The sequence below is a fragment of the Vannielia sp. genome (genome assembly GCF_029212645.1).
Lineage (GTDB): Bacteria > Pseudomonadota > Alphaproteobacteria > Rhodobacterales > Rhodobacteraceae > Vannielia.
In genome coordinates this window covers 1-17830 of sequence record NZ_JARGND010000040.1, presented here as the reverse complement: position 1 = coordinate 17830, position 17830 = coordinate 1, and the positions used below count along the sequence as shown (strand labels likewise).

The following is a 17830-nucleotide window of genomic DNA, read 5'->3' as shown; positions in this document are numbered from 1 at the left end:
GCATAACCACGGAGCCACACCCCCATGTCAATCGACGCCCAACAGCTTGAAACCCTCATCCGCGAAGCCTTCCCCGACGCTCAGATTATGGTCGAGGGCGATGATGGGGTGCATTTTTCGGCAATGGTCGTGGATGAAAGTTTTCGCGGCATGAACCGGGTGCAGCAGCAACGCGCCGTCTATGCCGCTCTGAAGGGCAAGATGGATGGGCCTGCGGGCGAGCTGCACGCGCTGGCGCTCACCACCAAGGCCCCTTGACCCAAACCCTTAACCCAAAGGAGCACGCACGATGGACCCTGGCCTGATCCTCATTGCGGGTTTCATTCTGGCCGTGGTGATGTATCGCGCAATGTCGCGGGGCGGGGCGATCTGGAAAAACCGCACGAACACCTGGGTGAAGCCTGAAGCTGACCCTGAGCCCCCCGCGCCCAAGGCCCCTCCGCCCGAGGCCGCAAACCCCGCAACCCCCCGCCGCGCCTCTTATGGCGCCGCACGGTATCGCACCCGCAAACGCAAGGAGTGATCGGCGGGGAGTAACCCCATGTCATCGCTCTGGCTCCCTCTCCCCCGTGGGGGGCGGAACAGCGGCGATCATCCGGTGGCAGCCCCCCCTGCAACCCCAACCCACACTCTCAACAGCGGCCCATTTGGCACCACCGCCAGCACCACCCCCTGCTCCGCAAGCCCTCGCCAAAGCCATGCCGCCCAAGCGCACGTGATCGTGCCCCCGCGAAAACCGGCTGGAAATCACCGCCCTCCGGCTCTATCTGTGGCACAGAAGAACACCCAAAACGTCGGCCCCGTGCCGAAGGAGACCGATATGACCGCCCAAGACAAGATCACCGAAACCGTAAAATCCAACGATGTCGTGCTCTACATGAAGGGCACCAAGGACGCGCCGCAATGTGGCTTTTCGCAGCGCGTGGCCGGGGTGCTCAATTTCATGGGCGTCGATTTCGCCGATGTGAACGTGCTGAGCGACGAAGAAATCCGCCAGGGCATCAAGGACTATTCCGACTGGCCCACCATCCCCCAACTTTACGTCAAGGGCGAGTTTGTTGGCGGCTGCGATATCATCACCGAGATGACCCTCTCCGGCGAGCTCGATACCCTGTTCGAAGAGAACGGCGTCACCTATGACAAGGACGCCGCCGAAAAGATCCGCGAAGCCAACGCCTGAGGCACGGTTTAGCGCTTTCTTTCCAGCGCTTACGCGACGACCTTAAAGCCATTTCCGCGCCTCTGCCGCCCCCACAAGGGCCAGAGGCGCGGTCCTTTTCAGGCGCTGCTCCACCAGCTTGATCGCGCCAAACGAGTGGTCAGCACTCGGCCCCACCCCGCCCAAAACGAGAAAGGCCCAACCCATTTTCAGGGCCGGACCTTTCCGGGAGAACCCCCGGGCCACCACGCCACTGGGCTCCCCTGCCGCGTGAGCCAAGGGTCAGAAAACGTCTGCACTCACGGGGTATCCTGAAAGCCGCCGAACCACGGGCACGCCCCGATCGCCCTCAGCATTGGCATCGCCAGATATCAACAGCCTGTCCAAAAGGCTCCTGCCAGACGCAGCGTTCACCCAGAAACGCGGACCACCCGTCAGCCACCTGTCACAGGGAATGCCTCTCCCGAGGGTGGCCTCAATCACCGCGTCACTGCAAATGCACCCAAGGCGCCCTTTTCCAAGCTCGCAGCGGGGGGCGAAAGCGGGGCGTGCTGGCCCTCTGGCGTGCGCCATCGGTGGTCCTCCTGGTTCAATATGGCGGCACCGGGCGGGGAACGCTTTTGGGAAGACTTGCGTGCCGGTCCTAGGGGAAAGGCCGCCACACAACCCGGTGCCTGTGCTCAACCCTGCCCGCTGCCCTGACGCAGGGGCAACCACACACTGCCGGTTCACGCAGCGTTTCACGCCATTGCCCCGGCCCGTTCACGCTTACGTAACGCTACCGCCATTCCAGCGGCTCCCACACCAATTTGGGAGAATCGCAAACCCGTGCTACTTTTATGTAAGCTGCCCCAACGGAAACAGGAGTTGACGCCATGAAGACCAAAGTGATCCTCACCGCCCTCGCCCTTACGCTGTCTCCCACGCTGGCGTTGGCCGAATGTTCCTATGGCCATGAAAAGGTGACGATGTCCTGCGCTGACGGCAAAGTCTGGGACGAGAACGCCAAAGGCTGCATCACCCCCACCGGCTGATCGCCCCTCCGCGCATTTGCAAAAACCCCTCCGGCGGTAACCCGGCATTAAGCCTGCTCTCTGTAGGGTCTGTTTGGTGAAGGCTGTGCCACGCAGCCTCACGCCAAGCAGAAGAAACGCGTCGCTCTTGGCGTGGCCTAAATGCAGGGGTTGCCATGTCCAGCTCGCTTGCCTCCCTCGGGGGGCTTCCCAACCTTGGTGAAACCGGCTCTGCCGGGCTGCCTGCCCCCTCCAGCGGGCGGCCTGTAAAACGAGTCGCGCTCACTCGACGCCAAAAGGTTGCGGTGATCGTGCGCCTGCTCGTTGGCGAGGGCGCGCAATTGCCGCTCGCCGACTGGCCTGAAGATATGCAGGAGGCACTGACCCAGGCCATGGGCCAGTTGCGCCGCGTGGATCGCGAAAGCCTTGAAGAGGTGGTTGAGGAGTTTTCTGATGAGCTTCAGTCCATCGGGCTCAGCTTTTCGGGCGGGATCGAGGGCGCGCTGGGCCTGCTTGATGGCCATATCTCCCCCGCCACCTCCGCCCGATTGCGCCGCGAGGCCGGGGTTGCCGCCAAGGGCGACCCGTGGGAGCGGATCGGCGCGCTGGAAACCGACAAGCTGCAAACCGTGCTGGAGGAAGAAGGCATCGAGGTCGGCGCGGTGCTCCTCTCCATGCTGCCGGTCAGCAAATCGGCGGACCTGTTGGGTAAGATCGCAGGCGACAAGGCCCGCCGCATCACCCACGCCATGCAACGCACCTCTCGGGTCGCCCCCGAAACCATCCGCCGCATCGGCCTCACCCTCGCCGCCCAGCTTGATTCCGTGCCCGTCACCGCCTTTGATGAAGGCCCCGCCGAGCGCGTGGCCGCAGTGCTCAATTTCTCCCCCGCAGCCACCCGCGACGATATGCTGGCAGGCCTCCAGGAGCAGGACGCCGCCTTTGCCGAACTGGTCAAAAAGGCAATCTTTACCTTCGCCAATATCCCCGAGCGGGTCGCCCCCCGCGATGTGCCCAAGGTGATCCGCAGCATTGATCAAGCGGTCCTCGTCACCGCGCTGGCCGGCTGCAAGGGCGATGCCGAAAAGACCCGCGACTTCATCCTCGATAACATGTCCAAACGAATGGCCGAAAACCTGCGCGATGAAATGGCCGAGGCTGGCAAGATCAAGGACAAAGTCGCCGAGGAAGCCATGACAGAAGTGGTGACCGAAGTGCGCCGCCTCGAAAGCGCGGGCGACATCCTGTTTGTCTCACCTGATGACGAGGAGGAGGAGGAATAAGCCCTCCGCCCTTGGGTGCCCACTCCGTCACCCATCGCCCGATCCGCGCGCTCTCTCCCGCCGCGCCCTTGGCAAGCCGCGCCGCGCCGCATATCTCTGGCCCCGAAGCGCAAAGGGAGCTAGATGGCCGAAACCGCCGAAGACACACCCGCCACGGGCAGCCCCGCCGATTGGCTGGTCAACAAGGCGTTGCGCGGGTTCATCGGCGCCGCCCGCGTCTTGCCTTACGGCGCCCGCATCCCCACGTTCGGCAAGATCACCCGCCATTTCATCGCCCCGCTCGCGGGCTATGACAAACGCGCGCAGAAAAATCTGGCGATGGTCTGGCCCGATATGCCCGCTCCGGCACGCCGCGCCCTTGCGGCCCGCGTCTGTGAAAACGCAGGCCGCGTGCTGATGGAAAACTATTCCAACCCCGCCTTCTTTGCCCGCGCCGCCAATTTCCCGCTCTCCGGCCCCGGCCTGCCCGCGTTGGAAGAAGCCCGCGCTTCGGGCCGCGCGGTCATCGGTGTCACCGGCCACTTTGGAAATTACGAAGCCGCCCGCGCCGCGCTCAACACGCGGGGTTTTCACTTTGGCGGCCTCTATCGCCCCATGACCAACGGCTTTTTCAACCAGCACTATGTGCAAACCATGGAGGCCGTCGGTCGCCCGGTGTTCCCGCAAGGGCGGCGCGGCACCATGGCCTTTATCCGCCACCTCAAGGCAGGCGGGATGCTGATCATCCTGCATGATGTGCACGCCTGGCGCGGCACGCCGATCTCCTTCATGGGCCACACCGCAAAAACCGCCACCTCCGCCGCCGAAATGGCCCTGCGGTATGATGCGCTGATGCTGCCGCTCTATGGCACGCGCGTCGACGGCGGGCTGGACTACCGGGTAGAGGTTGAAGCGCCGATCCCCCACAGCGATGCCGTCACCATGACCCAGACCGCAACCCGCTCCCTCGAAGCCCGCATCGAGGACAACCCCGATCAGTGGTTCTGGATTCACCGCCGCTGGAAATAGGCCGCCAGTCCGGGCCAAGCGATCAGCGGCACCAAAACCCCATCCACCGCCAGCCCCAAGCACACCGATCCGGCCCTTGCGGTGCCCGGCACCACCCTGTCCCAATCGAAATATCGAATGCGCCGTCAGGCGCGCAATTGGATCCGGCTAAAGGCGAGGCGGGCGCAACAGTCCTGCCTCGCACTACGCTGCGCCAAAAACTGTGGTTCAGGTTTTTAGGGGAACGCTTTAGTCAACCCGCGTGGCAGCGACAATCGCGCCCGGACCGGGGCGTTGAAGGATCACCACCGCAGGGGCTTTGCCCGGTGCCGGGGCCTTGATCGTGAGCGGGCCGTCACCGCTCCACTCGCCAAGCCGCTGCCAGTCGAGCACGATGTTGGCATAGGTGATCGTCTGCCCGGCATTCTCGCCGCTCTTTATGTCAACCGTGGCGGCGGGCTCGTAGCGGACCAATTGCACCACCATCAGCCCCACGTCTTCCGTCACCGGATTGGCCTGAATGACAATCTCTTCGCCATCGCGCGTGGCCTTCAGCTTCACCGGCGCGGGTGTGGCTTTCTGGCGGTTGAGGATTTCATACACATCCATCGGGCGCGCGCCGACCACATGATCAATCCCGCCAATCACCATTTGCGGCGTATAAATCGTGCGCTGGCCTGCTTTATGGGCATAGGCGCGCTGGCGTTTGGTATGTTCGGGGCGGGCAAAGCTGTCGGCCCAGCCGATGTAATCCCAATAATCCACATGCAGCGCCAGCGCGATAACATCGGGTTTCTGGCTCAGTTTGCTCAGGATCGCATCCGCAGGCGGGCATGAGGAGCACCCCTGCGAGGTGTAAAGCTCGATCACCACCGTGTCGCCTGCCTTAGCCGCGCCACCCATGAGCGACACACAAAAACCCATGGCCCCAAGGAGCCTGAAGATGCCCGATCTGAACGCCATGATATCCCGCTGTTGTCATCCCTCTCCCTGCTTTACCCCAGCCCGGCGGGAAGCGCCAATCAATCAAACGCGAGAGATATGTCACATTGGGGCGCCGCCCCTTTCCCGCCCTGAATGGCCGATTCTCCTGGCCTCTCTCCGGCGCAGGCCCGCAAGCCGAAGCCACCACCCTTACCCGGCAATCCCTCCCAAAACCCGCCGATCACGCCGCTTTGTGTGCAATGGTATACATTTTTCACCCCCACCACCGCATTCAACCTTGAAAGCAACACCCCAACAGGTCTAAGCCAGTGCAAAGTGACGCCAACAAGCCAAGGGAGCCTCCCATGCCAATCACCGTAGGCCACGATACATCAAAAACCCGTAAAACTCTCACAGCAGGCAGCCAGTCGGTCGATTACTACTCGATCCCCGCCGCCGAGGCCGCCGGGCTTGGCGATTTCTCCAAGCTGCCCGCCGCGCTGAAAGTGGTGCTGGAGAACATGCTGCGCTTTGAAGATGGCAAAACGGTTTCGACCGATGACATCAAGGCCTTCGCGGAATGGGCCACCAAGGGCGGCAAGAACCCCCGCGAAATCGCCTATCGCCCGGCCCGCGTGCTGATGCAGGATTTCACCGGCGTTCCGGCCGTGGTTGACCTTGCCGCCATGCGCGACGGCATCGCAAACCTTGGCGGTGATCCGCAAAAGATCAACCCGCTGAACCCGGTTGACCTGGTGATCGACCACTCGGTGATGATCGACGAATTCGGCAACCCCCGCGCCTTCCAGATGAACGTGGACCGCGAGTATGAGCGCAACATGGAGCGCTATGTCTTCCTCAAGTGGGGCCAAAAGGCGTTCAACAACTTCCGCGTCGTGCCGCCGGGCACCGGCATCTGCCACCAGGTGAACCTGGAATACCTGTCGCAAACCGTCTGGACCGACAAGGACCAGAACGGCAAAGAGGTCGCCTACCCCGATACACTCGTCGGCACCGACAGCCACACCACCATGGTGAACGGCGCGGCCGTGCTCGGCTGGGGCGTTGGCGGGATCGAGGCCGAAGCCGCCATGCTCGGCCAGCCCATCTCAATGCTGATTCCCGAGGTTGTTGGCTTCGAGCTGACAGGCTCCATGGTTGAAGGCACCACCGGCACCGACCTTGTGCTGAAGGTCGTCGAAATGCTGCGTGAAAAGGGCGTTGTCGGCAAGTTTGTCGAGTTTTACGGCGCGGGCCTCGATCACCTGCCGCTGGCAGACCGGGCCACCATCGCCAACATGGCCCCTGAATATGGCGCCACCTGCGGCTTCTTCCCGATCGATAGCGAAACCCTGCGCTACCTGCGCAACACCGGGCGCGACGAAGAGCGCGTGCAACTGGTTGAAGCCTACGCCAAGGAAAACGGCATGTGGCGCGGGGCAGATTACGCACCCGTCTACACCGATACCCTCTCGCTCGACATGGGCACCATCGTGCCCGCCATTTCCGGCCCCAAACGCCCGCAAGACTATATTGCCCTCGATTGCGCCGCGACCGAATTTGGCAAGTTCATCAAGGGCATCCGTGATGGCGCAGAACCGTCTGACAAGGCCGAGGGCCGTTGGGAGGCAGAAGGTGGCGCACCTGAGCCGCGCGATATCCCCGGTGACGCGGGCCACCACAACAAGGGCTGGTACAAGGACAGCGAGGAAGCCGCGCATCAGCTGCATGACGGCTCCATCGTGATCGCCTCGATCACCTCCTGCACCAACACCTCGAACCCCTATGTGATGATCGGCGCCGGCCTCGTGGCCCGCAAGGCCCACGAAAAGGGCCTCACCCGCAAGCCCTGGGTCAAAACCTCGCTGGCCCCCGGCTCGCAGGTTGTGTCGGCCTACCTTGAAGCCGCTGATCTGCAAAAGGATCTGGATGCCATCGGCTTCAACCTCGTTGGCTATGGCTGCACCACCTGCATCGGCAACTCGGGCCCCCTCGAAGAGCCGATCTCCAAGGCGATCAACGATTACGACCTCGTGGCCACCTCGGTGCTCTCGGGCAACCGTAACTTCGAAGGCCGCATCTCGCCTGATGTGCGCGCCAACTACCTCGCCTCGCCGCCCCTCGTGGTGGCCTACGCGCTGGTCGGTGACATGAACGTCGATATCACCACCGAGCCGCTTGGCCAGGACAACGAAGGCAATGATGTCTACCTCAAGGACATCTGGCCAACCTCCAAGGAAATCGCCGATCTCGTCGAGAAAACCGTGACGCGCGAAGCCTTCCAGTCCAAATACTCCGATGTGTTCAAAGGCGACGAAAAGTGGCAGAGCGTCGAAATCACCGATAGCCAAACCTATGATTGGCCCGCTGGTTCGACCTATGTGCAAAACCCGCCCTACTTCCAGAACATGACGATGGACACCCACGCCATCACCAATATCGAAGGCGCCAAAATGCTGGCCCTGCTGGGCGATATGGTCACGACCGACCACATCTCTCCGGCCGGCTCCTTCAAGGAAAGCACCCCTGCCGGCCAATATCTGACCGCACATCAGGTGCCGGTGCGGGAGTTCAACTCCTATGGCAGCCGTCGCGGCAACCACGAGGTGATGATGCGCGGCACCTTCGCCAACATCCGCATCCGCAACGAGATGCTCGATGGCGTTGAAGGCGGCTACACCAAAGGCCCCGACGGCGAGCAAACCTCGATCTACGATGCCGCCATGGCCTATCAGGATCAGGGCACCTCGCTGGTCATCGTCGGCGGTGAGCAATATGGCGCAGGCTCCTCGCGTGACTGGGCCGCAAAAGGCACCGCGCTGCTCGGCGTCAAGGCCGTGATCGCCGAAAGCTTCGAGCGTATCCACCGCTCCAACTTGGTTGGCATGGGCGTGATCCCGTTCGAGTTCACCGGCGGCGACACCCGCAAATCGCTCGGCCTGAAGGGCGATGAAACCTTCTCGATCAAAGGGCTTGAGGGCGTCAAACCGCTCGCCGAAGTGCCCTGCGAGATCACCATGGGCGATGGCTCGGTGAAAAAGATCACCCTCAAGTGCCGCATCGATACCGCGGTCGAGATCGAATACATCGAAAACGGCGGCGTGCTGCACTACGTGCTGCGCAACCTCGCCAAATCCGCCTGAGCCTAGGGCGCATTGCAAATCAACGCGGGCCCAATCGGGCCTGCGTTTTCATTTTCGGGGCAGCCTGCCCTAGGCAGTCGAAGGCCGGATCGCTGCGATTTTCGGGGCAGATCACGGCCAACCAAAAGTCGCGCCACAGCGCATAATGACAGCCCTCTCCAACGCGGCTAACAATCGGCCCTGTCACCGGTCTTGAGAGGATAAATTCGTGTCCGTCGAACACCTTATTGCCTTCAACATCGCCCTGCTCGCGGCCATCGCCAGCCCCGGACCAGCCCTTTTGGTTGCGATCCAAACCACCCTGAGCTCGGGCCGAAAGGCGGGGATCGCCATTGGCTATGGCCTCGGGTTGATGGCGGTGACATGGACCCTCCTTGCCCTGCTTGGGTTGGAAACGATCTTTCAGTTATTTCCCTGGGCCTATTCCACGGCAAAGCTCATCGGTGCCATCTACCTGATCTACATCGCCTGGGGCATGTGGCGCGGCGCAGCCGATCGGATCGAAGCCAAGGAACAGCCCGCCCGGCGCTCGTTTCGGCAGGGTGTGCTGATCAACATGCTGAACCCAAAGTCAGTCCTGTTCGCAGCGGCCGTGTTGGTCGTCATTTTTCCGTCCGATATGGTGCCGATGGACAATGCCATCGTCGTCTTGAACCATCTGCTCGTCGAAATGGTGTTCTACACCGCGCTCGCCTACGGGATGAACACCGCCGCCGTCCGCACAAAATACCTGAAGGCCAAGGTCTATACCGACCGCACGGCCTCTGTGATCCTCGGCGCGCTCGGGCTTCGCTTGATGGTTGGGAGGTAGATCATCACACGCCACCCCGGATGATCCGGCTGCCTCGCCCCGCAGCCAGACGCCAAACAAGCGAAGACCCCGGCCAATGGGGAGGACTGCCGGGGCCTTCTATGGATCGGGCGAGTGACACCCGAAAGCGACCAGGGCAACAAACCCCTTACACCGCAAGTTGGGTCGTGTAATGCGTCTTGCGTCTTTAAATGAACCGCCCCTGAAGGCCGCACAGCCACCCTGCCCCACGTCCGCCCATGGCACTATCGCCATGTCAACGCATTCACCCGACATTCACGCCCCGGTAACGCGGGCGCGGCCCTCCCCGCATTTTCTTGCTGAAAATATCCAAATCCCGCCCCCTCAAGCCGCTCCAAAGGCCGGATCAGGCGGCGGCGCGGCGCTACCGGGTGAAATCCACCACAATGCCGCGCGGCTCCAGCACCGGGGCCAGATCGCGGGTGTAGGTAGAGGTCGTCACCGGCCCGGCCACCCGCGCCAGCACCGTGCCCTCAGCGTCAATCAGGTAGGTCTCGGGCACACCGTAAACGCCCCACTCAAAGCCATTGGTGCCCTTGGTATCCGCGCCGATGGCGGCATAGGGGTTGCCCAGCTCTGCCAAAAACGCGCGGGCCTTGGCCGGATCGTCCTTGAAGTTGATCCCGTAAATCGGCAGCCCGGCCTCCGCCAGCTTGATCAGGTTGGGGTGCTCCACCCGGCAGGGCGCGCACCACGAGGCCCAGAAGTTCACCAGCTTCAGCCCGCCCGCCGCGGTGTCACCATCCAGCATGGCGCGCTCCAGCGCCGGGCCTTCCAGCGGTTCCAGCACCAGATCAGGCGCCGACAGGCCGATCATGGTCGAGGGCAGGCCTGTTGGATCGTCGCGCATCATGCCGACCCAAAAGGTGATGCCAAGGGCAAACATGATCCCCACGGGAACAAATAGCAGCCACCTCACTTGTCGCCCTCCATCCGGCGCAGCCGGTCGCGCACCGCGCGGCCTTGGGCGATCGTCACCGCGATCAGCCCCGCCAGCACCGCAATGGCCCCCGCATAGGCCAGCAAAACCTCGGTTGCATATTTTCCAAGCTCAGGCATCTGTCATCCTCGCGCGGGCCTCCAGCGCCTTGATCCGGCGCAGGCGAATTTCGGTGCGGGTGCGCATCAACAGCAGCACCACGAAGAGCAGGAAAAAGCCCGCCATGCACAGCCACAGCGGATAGGCATAAACGTCCGAAACATTCTCTTCCTTGTCCAGCGAAAGCGACGCCCCCTGATGCAGCCCCTGGTTCCAGAAGTTCACCGCATAGCGCGAGAGCACCGCAAAGACCGAGCCAACAAGGCACAGCACCGCCGTCAGGTCTGCCGCCGTGTCGGGGCTATCAATCGCCGCCCATAGCGCCATGTAGCCAAGGTAGAACAGGAACAGGATCAGAAACGAGGTAAGCCGCGGGTCCCACTCCCACCACGTGCCCCACATCGGCTGGCCCCATGTCGCGCCGGTAAACAGCGCGATCAACGTCATCGCAAGGCCCACCGGCGCGGCGGCCTTGGCGGCCAGCGCGCTCACATGGTGGCGGCGCACGACCCAGATCAGCGAGGCCACAAGCATCATCGCCCAGATGTTGATCGCCATCATCGCCGAGGGCACATGGATGAAGATGATCTTCACCGTCGCACCCTGCTTGTAATCGGGCGGCGTGGCGAAAAATCCCCAAATCATCCCGCCCAGCGTGGCAAGGCCAGCGGCCACCGCAAACCAGGGCAAAACTGCCCCGCTGGTGGCCATGAATTTCTTTGGATTTGCATATTCCCAGAGCGACATGGCGCTAACCCTATGCCCCCCCTTGCTGACGCTCAAGACACATAAAGCTCATCCCCTCAGCGCAGGTTGATACGTATCGCCGCAGCCGCCGCAAAGGGCAACAGCGCAAGGGTGGCCGCCGTCAGCCCCGCCAGCAGCAAAAGCGGCGTCTGCACAGCAAACCCTTCGGCCCCGCGCCGCGCCGCCTCGGCCCCAAAGATCAGCGTTGGCACATAAAGCGGCAGCACGATCAGCGACAGCAGCAAGCCGCCCCGCTTCAGCCCCACCGTGAGCGCCGCACCAAAGGCCCCAATGGCCGAAAGCGCGGGCGTGCCAAGCGCCAGCGACAGGGTGAGCCACAGGTAGCCTTCGGCCGGCAAGTGCAGGAATAGCCCCAGCACCGGGGCCGCAAGGGTGAGCGGCAACCCGGTGGTGAGCCAATGGGCCAGCGCCTTCACCGCCGCCACCCCCTCCAGCGGGATCGGCGCCGTTGCCAGCGCCTCCAGCGAGCCGTCTTCATAGTCCAGCGCGAAGATCCGGTCGAGCGAGAGCAGGCAGGCCAGAAGCGCGCCCAGCCACAGCACCCCGGTCGAGATATCTTGCAGCCGCTCCGGCTGCGGCCCCAGCGCGAACGGCACCAGCACCACGACGATCAAAAAGAACGCCAGCGCCAGCCCAAAGCCGCCGCCCGCCCGCATCGCCAGCCGCAAATCCCGCACCAAAAGCGCAATCATCCGCAGCCCCCCGGCCTTTGCGCGCGCGCACTCACTGAAAGGCCTCGTCAAAGCCGCCCGGCGCGTGGGTGGCAGGGCGCGCCTTGTAGCCGCCCAGCTCCAGCACCTCAGAGCGGTCTTCCAGCCCCAGCGCGATATGGGTGGCAATCACCGCCGCGCCGCCCGCCTCGACATGGGCGGTAATCACCCCGGCAAACAGCGCCACCGAGGCCGTATCAAGCGATACCGTCGGCTCATCCAGCAGCCATAGCGCCCGTCCCGTCACCAATAGCCGCGCCAGCCCGAGGCGGCGCTTTTGCCCGGCACTCAGGCTTGCGGCCTGACGGTCGATCAGCCCGGCAAGGTTCATCCGCTCCGGCGCATCGCCCACTGGCTGGCCGTGCAGATCGGCCCAAAAGGCAAGGTTCTCAGCCACTGTCAACGTGGGTTTCAGCCCATCGGCATGGGCGGCATAGGCAGTGCCACCGGGGCAGTCCACCTCCCCCGCCAAAGGCGGCGCCAACCCGGCCAACACCCTGAGAAGCGAGGTTTTTCCTATGCCGTTCGGGCCGCGCAGCACCAGCACCCGCCCCGGCTCCACGGTGAGCGAAACGCCCTCCAGCACCGGCACGCCGCCGCGCTCCACGGTCAGCCCCTTCGCCTCAAGCAGCGCGGTCACTTGGGCGGCACCGGCAGCAGCGCCGCGGCCACCCGGCGGCCCTCGCCAAGGCATACGTTATAGCTGCGCGCGGCGGTGGGCGAGGCCATCGGCTCGGCCCCGATCCCGGCCTCCTCCAGTGCTTCGCGCAGGGCACGCGGCACCGGTGCAATCACCGCGCCCATGCCCAGAAAAATCACATCGACCGCGCCCTTGAGCGCCAGCAAAGCCTCCACCTCGCCGTCCCACGGCGCCACGCCGCCGGGGCCAACCAGCACCGCGCCGTCAATAACGCGCCCGCCAACCCGCCAAAAGCCCGGCCCGTAACCATCTACCGGCAATTCGCCGCGATATTCCACTTCAGTGATCCGCATGGCCTACCCTTTGCCCAAAATCGGAAAGCCCGCAAGGGCGGAGGCTATGATGATGACACAGGCCAGCGACAGCGCCCACCTTAAGCCCCACCGGAACGCCTGCAAAACAGCGACGTCGCCGCGCCAATAGGGGCCCCGACAAATCGCCACTGTTCCCCCGCTTCTTGCCGCGCGATCAGCACCGCCCGGCAGACCAATCAGGCATCGGTGCTAAACTGCGTCCCCGCCGGGCCATCGCTCGGCTTGGACCAATCGCGCTTGGTGCCCAGCATCAGCACCACGTTCTTGGCCACGTAAACCGATGAGTAGGTGCCCACGACAACGCCCCATGTGATCGCAAACACAAAGCCCCGGATCACATCCCCGCCCAGCACCAGCAGCGCAATCAGCGCAATCAGCGTGGTGCCCGAGGTCATCACCGTGCGGGCCAGAGTTTCGTTGACCGAAAGGTTCATCACGTCAATCAGCGGCGTCTGCTTGAACTTGATCAGGTTCTCGCGCACCCGGTCAAAGATCACCACCGTATCGTTGATCGAATAGCCCACAATGGTGAGCAGCGCCGCGATGGTCGCCAGATCAAACCGGATTTGCAGCACCGCAAACAGGCCGATGGTGAGCAGCACATCGTGGAACAGCGCCACCACAGCGCCCAGGCTGAACTGCCACTCGAACCTGAGCCAGATGTAAACCATGATCGCCCCAAGCGCGGCGAGCACGGCATAGATCGCGCTCTTCACCAACTCGCCCGAAACTTCCGGGCCAACCGAATCCACCGAGGTGAAAACCACCGTGTCATCCACGCCCTTCAGCGCTGCTTCCACGTTTTCCAGCATGTCAGACCCGGCCGATTCTTCGCCGTCCTGCGCCTGAATGCGGATCATCGCCACATGCTTTGTCGCCTCGAAGGTTGGGTCAAACACCTCGGTGATCGCCACATCGCCCAGCTCCAGCGGGTCAAGCGCGGCGCGATAGGCGGCCACATCCACGGGTTGGGCGCTTTCGGTCCGCACCGAGGTGCCGCCACGAAAGTCGATGCCATAGTTCAGCCCCAGCGTGGCCCATGCCAAGAGCGACAGAACCATCAGCACCATCGAGGCGCCAAAGGTCAGCCAACGGGCGCGGAAGAAGTTGATGTTGGTGTTTTCGGGAACAAGCCTCAAGCGCATTGGATCACACCTCCACCGTCTTGGGCTTTGCCCGTTCAAACCAGATGACAATCAACAACCGGGTCACATAGATCGCGGTGAAAACGCTGGTCATGATCCCAAGGCCCAGCGTCACCGAGAAGCCGCGCACCGGGCCAGAGCCCAGCAAGAAAAGGATCAACGCGGTGATGAAGGTGGTGATATTGGCATCAATGATCGCCGAAAGCGCGCGCTCATAGCCCAGCGAGATCGCCCGTGCCGGGCCTTTCGCGGTTTTCAGCTCCTCGCGGATACGCTCGAACACCAGCACATTGGCGTCTACCGCCATGCCGATCGTCAGCACGATCCCGGCAATGCCCGGCAGCGTCAGCGTCGCGCCGATCAGCGACAAGAGGCCAAAGATCAGCCCCACGTTGATCAGCAGCGCAATGTTGGCAAACACCCCGAACAACCCGTAACTGAGCACCATGAAGACCAGCACGGCGGCAAAGGCCACGATGCAGGCAATGGTGCCCGCCCTGATGCTATCGGCCCCAAGCTCAGGGCCAATCGTGCGCTCCTGGAGGAAATCAAGCCCCGCAGGCAAGGCCCCGGCGCGCAGCAACACCGCCAGATCATTGCTTTCGGCCACGGTGAAATTGCCAGTGATGATGCCCGATCCACCCGAGATATGGGTGATGATCTCAGGCGCCGAAATCACCTCCTCGTCCAGCACAATGGCAAAAAGCGAGCCCACGTTCTCGGCGGTGTAATCGCCAAACTTGCGCGCCCCCGGCCCGTTGAAGCGAAAGTTCACCGCAGGCCGCCCGTTCTGGTCAAAGTCGGGCTGCGCATCCATCAGCTCTTCGCCGCTCACAACCGGCGTTTCCTCGAGGACGTAGTAAATGCCCTCCTCGCGCGGATCGGCCGAAGGCAGCACCTCCACCCGGCCCTGCGCGCCGGTCGCATCGGGGCTGGACTGGCGCGAAACAACCGGCTGGAAGGTTAGCTTGGCGGTGGTGCCGATCAGGTCTTTCAACTCCTGCGCCGAGCCGATGCCCGGCACCTGGATGATGATCCGGTCCACGCCCTGCTTCTGGATCGTCGGCTCCCGCGTGCCCACCTCGTCCACCCGGCGGCGGATGATCTCCAGCGCCTGCTGCACGGTGCGCGCATCGGTCGCCTCCCGCTCGGCCTGGCTCAGGGTGACCGTCAGCACATCGCCATTGGCCGCGACCTCGATATCGGTCGCACCGGGGTAAGAGAGCGACACAACTGGCCGCGCAAGGGCGCGCACAAGCTCCAGCGCACGCTGCATCTGATCGGGGTTGCCGATCCGCACACGCACCTCGTCGTCGGGGCCGTTCTGGCGGCGAATAGTGCCAATGGTGGTGCGATCGGCGGCCAGCGCGTCACGGATTTCCGGCCACATCGCCTTCATCCGGTCAGCATAAACCTCCTCAACCCGCACACGGGCCAGCAAATGCGCCCCGCCACGAAGATCAAGCCCCAGGTTCACAAGGGAGGATGGCAGAAATCCCGGCCAGGCCGCGGCATCTGCTTCCCGCTCCGGCGTCGCACCCTGCTTTTCGATGGCAACCAGCGCATCATTGTGCTGCTCGACCCGGCTGTAAAACGCATTCGGCAGCGCAAAAAGCAGCCCCGCCAGCACCAGACACCAGATCACCAGCCGGTTGAACGTGGAAATATTGAGCATGATCGGCCCCCCAAAGGCCCGGCCCGCCTTACGCCTCGGCGCTGGCCGGCTCAGTCTTGTTGAGAACTTGCGCGACGGTGGCCTTGATGACACGCACCTTCACACCCTCGGCGATCTCAACCTCAACCTCGGCCTCGTCACGCACCTTGGTGACCTTGCCCACAAGCCCGCCCTGGGTGACAATCTGGTCCCCCCGGCGCAACGACTGAACCATCGCCTGATGATCCTTCAGCTTCTTTTGCTGCGGACGAATGAGCAAAAAATACATGATCCCGAGAATCAGGATAAACGGCAAAATAGACTGAAAGCCCTGCATGGGAGCTCCTTCATTAATGCTGGGTCCGGATGGCCCGGTTCGGCGCGCACCCTATGGCCCGCACCGTGGTGATGCAAGCGCGTGAGAGGCAAATAAGGGCCTTTGCGCCCAAGCACCAGAGGGGCCACGAAATTGTCAGCCCCTCAGCGCCAAATTCCCCCGCCCCTCTCACCTTCCCCTACTGCCCGCCCTCGCCTAAACTCGCAGCGTTCACGAGTGCCGGAGGCCCGATGCAAGACACGATCTATACCCTCGCCCAAAACCGCCTGCTTTGGATTGCGGTCGCCTTCGCCGTCGGCCTCGGCCTCATCGCCATCAGTGAACCCTCGCGCAGATTCTACCGCCGCACACCTTCACTCCTGCGCAGCCATTATTGGAAGGCTATGCTCGCCTTTGGCCTTCTGCTGGGCGGTGCCGCAATCGTCCTTTACCTCGCCGAAATCGCCCATGCCGTCATGGGCCTTGTCGACCGCCTTGTAGCCGCCATCGCCGATGGATCAACCGAAGCTAACGACCTGCGTAACCTCGCCACGGCAACCGCTCTCCTGCTGGGCACCCTCGCCGTCTCCGCCACCCTGATCTTCCAACTTGTCCGCGTCTGGATCACCGAGCGCACCACCACGGCCACCGAAGAAGGCCTCATCACCGACCGGATCAACAAGGCGTTGGAAGCCTTGGGCACAGAAAAAACCGTCACCTTCCAAGCTCGCATGGTGAACTGGACCGAAACTGTTGAGGGCAAGCAGGTCCGCAACGGATTTGAACAGCGCTGGGGCGCACCCGTGGATATCCGTGACAAACTCCCAGAAAGCCTGCGCGACAAACCTGAGAGCGAACTGGCTGAGACCATCCATTTCGGACACTGGACCAGCATCACCGAAACTCAACCCAACCTAGAAGTCCGCATCGGCGGCATCTACGCCCTCGAACGCATCGCGCAGGACAGCCCCCGCGACCATGTCCAGATCATGGAGATCCTCTGCGCCTACATCCGCCAAAACGCCCCCGCCTCCGAAGCCGCGCCATGGCCCGAACTGGAGATGAAGGAGGGCGAAGATGACGGGCCGCTTGAGGCGGATCGGGATGACCGGCGGAGAGCCTTCTATGAAGCGCAGGAAGAAACATACCGCCACCTCACCATCCGGGACGATATCCAAACCGCCCTCACCGTCATCGGGCGGCGCAGCGCCAAGCAACGCGCATTGGAAGCCGAAGCCAATGGCAACAAAACCGGCTTTGTCTTTGATATCCCCTGCCCCGAGCCAAACTTGCCGGACGATGAGCACGACCCAAAGGCGTTGAACGCCTACGAGGCCGACCTTGAGGCTTGGAAAACGAAACTCAACACCTATCACGGCTACCGCCTCGACCTGCGCAAAGCCAACCTGCGCGGCGCGGATATGGCCGGGCTTGAGCTAAACGGCGCCCGCTTCGATAGCGCTGTAATGCAGGGGGCGACCCTTAGGGAGGCGCGGTTGCAGGGGGCGAGCCTCTGGGGGGCGCAGTTGCAGGGGGCGGACCTCGAGGCGGCGCGGCTGCAGGGGGCGCACCTCTGGGCGGCGCAGTTGCAGGGGGCGGACCTCGAGGCGGCGCGGTTGCAGGGGGCGGGCCTCGAGACAGCGCGGTTGCAGGTGGCGGACCTCGGGGAGGCGCGGTTGCAGGGGGCAAACCTCTGGGGGGCGCGGTTGCAGGGGGCGTACCTCGGGGAGGCGCGGTTGCAGGGGGCGGACCTCGGGGGGGCGCGGTTGCAGGGGGCGACCCTTAGGGAGGCGCGGTTGCAGGGGGCAAACCTCTGGGGGGCGCGGTTGCAGGTGGCGACGCT

General features: G+C 63.3%; 19 protein-coding genes. 9 read left to right on the top strand and 10 right to left on the bottom strand.

Annotated features, from left to right (window positions below):
• The first annotated feature begins 24 nt into the window (after positions 1-24).
• From P1U55_RS12405 to P1U55_RS12380, 6 genes are all read left to right on the top strand, one after another.
• Positions 25-258 carry a BolA/IbaG family iron-sulfur metabolism protein gene (locus P1U55_RS12405; protein ID WP_301047934.1) on the top strand — a complete coding sequence of 78 codons (234 nt, stop codon included), beginning with the start codon at positions 25-27 and terminating at the stop codon, positions 256-258.
• Between the two features lie 31 nt (positions 259-289).
• Complete coding sequence (locus P1U55_RS12400) at positions 290-523, top strand: hypothetical protein (protein WP_301047933.1); 234 nt, start codon at positions 290-292, stop codon at positions 521-523.
• Positions 524-820: 297 nt separating this feature from the next.
• The gene (gene grxD / locus P1U55_RS12395; protein ID WP_301047932.1) at positions 821-1180 is read left to right on the top strand and encodes a Grx4 family monothiol glutaredoxin; all 360 of its coding nucleotides are present in this window, start codon (positions 821-823) and stop codon (positions 1178-1180) included.
• Between the two features lie 854 nt (positions 1181-2034).
• Positions 2035-2193, top strand: a complete 159-nt coding sequence (locus P1U55_RS12390; protein ID WP_301047931.1) for a hypothetical protein — start codon at positions 2035-2037, stop codon at positions 2191-2193.
• A gap of 155 nt (positions 2194-2348) precedes the next feature.
• The gene (locus tag P1U55_RS12385) at positions 2349-3455 is read left to right on the top strand and encodes a FliG C-terminal domain-containing protein (protein ID WP_301047930.1); all 1107 of its coding nucleotides are present in this window, start codon (positions 2349-2351) and stop codon (positions 3453-3455) included.
• 123 nt (positions 3456-3578) lie between these two features.
• Positions 3579-4463, top strand: coding sequence for a lysophospholipid acyltransferase family protein (locus P1U55_RS12380; protein ID WP_301047929.1), 885 nt, complete (start codon positions 3579-3581; stop codon positions 4461-4463).
• A gap of 228 nt (positions 4464-4691) precedes the next feature.
• Here the strand turns inward: P1U55_RS12380 and P1U55_RS12375 are convergent, their stop codons facing one another.
• On the bottom strand, positions 4692-5345 hold the full coding sequence (locus tag P1U55_RS12375) for a thioredoxin family protein (RefSeq protein ID WP_301047928.1): 654 nt from the start codon (positions 5343-5345) through the stop codon (positions 4692-4694).
• A 386-nt stretch (positions 5346-5731) separates the two neighbouring features.
• Between P1U55_RS12375 and acnA the strand changes: the two genes are divergently transcribed.
• On the top strand, positions 5732-8509 hold the full coding sequence (gene acnA / locus P1U55_RS12370) for an aconitate hydratase AcnA (protein WP_301047927.1): 2778 nt from the start codon (positions 5732-5734) through the stop codon (positions 8507-8509).
• A gap of 208 nt (positions 8510-8717) precedes the next feature.
• On the top strand, positions 8718-9320 hold the full coding sequence (locus P1U55_RS12365; protein WP_301047926.1) for a LysE family translocator: 603 nt from the start codon (positions 8718-8720) through the stop codon (positions 9318-9320).
• Positions 9321-9705: 385 nt separating this feature from the next.
• Here the strand turns inward: P1U55_RS12365 and P1U55_RS12360 are convergent, their stop codons facing one another.
• From P1U55_RS12360 to yajC, 9 genes are all read right to left on the bottom strand, one after another.
• The gene (locus tag P1U55_RS12360) at positions 9706-10260 is read right to left on the bottom strand and encodes a DsbE family thiol:disulfide interchange protein (RefSeq protein ID WP_366943050.1); all 555 of its coding nucleotides are present in this window, start codon (positions 10258-10260) and stop codon (positions 9706-9708) included.
• Positions 10257-10400 (bottom strand): heme exporter protein CcmD, encoded by a 144-nt coding sequence (gene ccmD, locus P1U55_RS12355; RefSeq protein ID WP_301047925.1) that lies wholly within the window; start codon positions 10398-10400, stop codon positions 10257-10259. The genes P1U55_RS12360 and ccmD overlap by 4 nt, the downstream gene beginning before the upstream one ends.
• Complete coding sequence (locus P1U55_RS12350) at positions 10393-11127, bottom strand: heme ABC transporter permease (RefSeq protein WP_301047924.1); 735 nt, start codon at positions 11125-11127, stop codon at positions 10393-10395. The genes ccmD and P1U55_RS12350 overlap by 8 nt, the downstream gene beginning before the upstream one ends.
• Before the next feature lie 56 nt (positions 11128-11183).
• Positions 11184-11840, bottom strand: a complete 657-nt coding sequence (gene ccmB / locus P1U55_RS12345) for a heme exporter protein CcmB (RefSeq protein ID WP_301047923.1) — start codon at positions 11838-11840, stop codon at positions 11184-11186.
• A 31-nt stretch (positions 11841-11871) separates the two neighbouring features.
• Positions 11872-12489, bottom strand: coding sequence for a heme ABC exporter ATP-binding protein CcmA (gene ccmA / locus P1U55_RS12340; protein WP_301047945.1), 618 nt, complete (start codon positions 12487-12489; stop codon positions 11872-11874).
• A 5-nt stretch (positions 12490-12494) separates the two neighbouring features.
• Entirely contained in the window at positions 12495-12851 is a 357-nt protein-coding gene (locus tag P1U55_RS12335) for an Mth938-like domain-containing protein (protein WP_301047922.1), read from the bottom strand.
• A gap of 197 nt (positions 12852-13048) precedes the next feature.
• Positions 13049-14017: a protein translocase subunit SecF gene (secF, locus tag P1U55_RS12330; protein ID WP_301047921.1), complete on the bottom strand. Its 969-nt coding sequence runs from the start codon at positions 14015-14017 to the stop codon at positions 13049-13051.
• A 4-nt stretch (positions 14018-14021) separates the two neighbouring features.
• Positions 14022-15692, bottom strand: coding sequence for a protein translocase subunit SecD (gene secD / locus P1U55_RS12325; RefSeq protein WP_301047920.1), 1671 nt, complete (start codon positions 15690-15692; stop codon positions 14022-14024).
• Between the two features lie 28 nt (positions 15693-15720).
• Positions 15721-16008: a preprotein translocase subunit YajC gene (yajC, locus tag P1U55_RS12320; protein WP_301047919.1), complete on the bottom strand. Its 288-nt coding sequence runs from the start codon at positions 16006-16008 to the stop codon at positions 15721-15723.
• Positions 16009-16238: 230 nt separating this feature from the next.
• Between yajC and P1U55_RS12315 the strand changes: the two genes are divergently transcribed.
• The coding region (locus P1U55_RS12315; protein ID WP_301047918.1) for a pentapeptide repeat-containing protein at positions 16239-17830 on the top strand (1592 nt) is incomplete at its 3' end.

What these genes read in the sequence shown, in the direction of transcription:
- secD (WP_301047920.1), bottom strand. Translation starts at nt 15,692, where the DNA reads ATGCTCAATATTTCCACGTTCAACCGGCTGGTGATCTGGTGTCTGGTG.
- acnA (WP_301047927.1), top strand. Translation starts at nt 5,732, where the DNA reads ATGCCAATCACCGTAGGCCACGATACATCAAAAACCCGTAAAACTCTC.
- ccmD (WP_301047925.1), bottom strand. Translation starts at nt 10,400, where the DNA reads ATGCCTGAGCTTGGAAAATATGCAACCGAGGTTTTGCTGGCCTATGCG.
- P1U55_RS12405 (WP_301047934.1), top strand. Translation starts at nt 25, where the DNA reads ATGTCAATCGACGCCCAACAGCTTGAAACCCTCATCCGCGAAGCCTTC.
- P1U55_RS12350 (WP_301047924.1), bottom strand. Translation starts at nt 11,127, where the DNA reads ATGTCGCTCTGGGAATATGCAAATCCAAAGAAATTCATGGCCACCAGC.
- yajC (WP_301047919.1), bottom strand. Translation starts at nt 16,008, where the DNA reads ATGCAGGGCTTTCAGTCTATTTTGCCGTTTATCCTGATTCTCGGGATC.
- ccmB (WP_301047923.1), bottom strand. Translation starts at nt 11,840, where the DNA reads ATGATTGCGCTTTTGGTGCGGGATTTGCGGCTGGCGATGCGGGCGGGC.
- grxD (WP_301047932.1), top strand. Translation starts at nt 821, where the DNA reads ATGACCGCCCAAGACAAGATCACCGAAACCGTAAAATCCAACGATGTC.
- P1U55_RS12385 (WP_301047930.1), top strand. Translation starts at nt 2,349, where the DNA reads ATGTCCAGCTCGCTTGCCTCCCTCGGGGGGCTTCCCAACCTTGGTGAA.
- P1U55_RS12390 (WP_301047931.1), top strand. Translation starts at nt 2,035, where the DNA reads ATGAAGACCAAAGTGATCCTCACCGCCCTCGCCCTTACGCTGTCTCCC.
- P1U55_RS12375 (WP_301047928.1), bottom strand. Translation starts at nt 5,345, where the DNA reads ATGGGTGGCGCGGCTAAGGCAGGCGACACGGTGGTGATCGAGCTTTAC.
- P1U55_RS12335 (WP_301047922.1), bottom strand. Translation starts at nt 12,851, where the DNA reads ATGCGGATCACTGAAGTGGAATATCGCGGCGAATTGCCGGTAGATGGT.
- P1U55_RS12380 (WP_301047929.1), top strand. Translation starts at nt 3,579, where the DNA reads ATGGCCGAAACCGCCGAAGACACACCCGCCACGGGCAGCCCCGCCGAT.
- secF (WP_301047921.1), bottom strand. Translation starts at nt 14,017, where the DNA reads ATGCGCTTGAGGCTTGTTCCCGAAAACACCAACATCAACTTCTTCCGC.
- P1U55_RS12400 (WP_301047933.1), top strand. Translation starts at nt 290, where the DNA reads ATGGACCCTGGCCTGATCCTCATTGCGGGTTTCATTCTGGCCGTGGTG.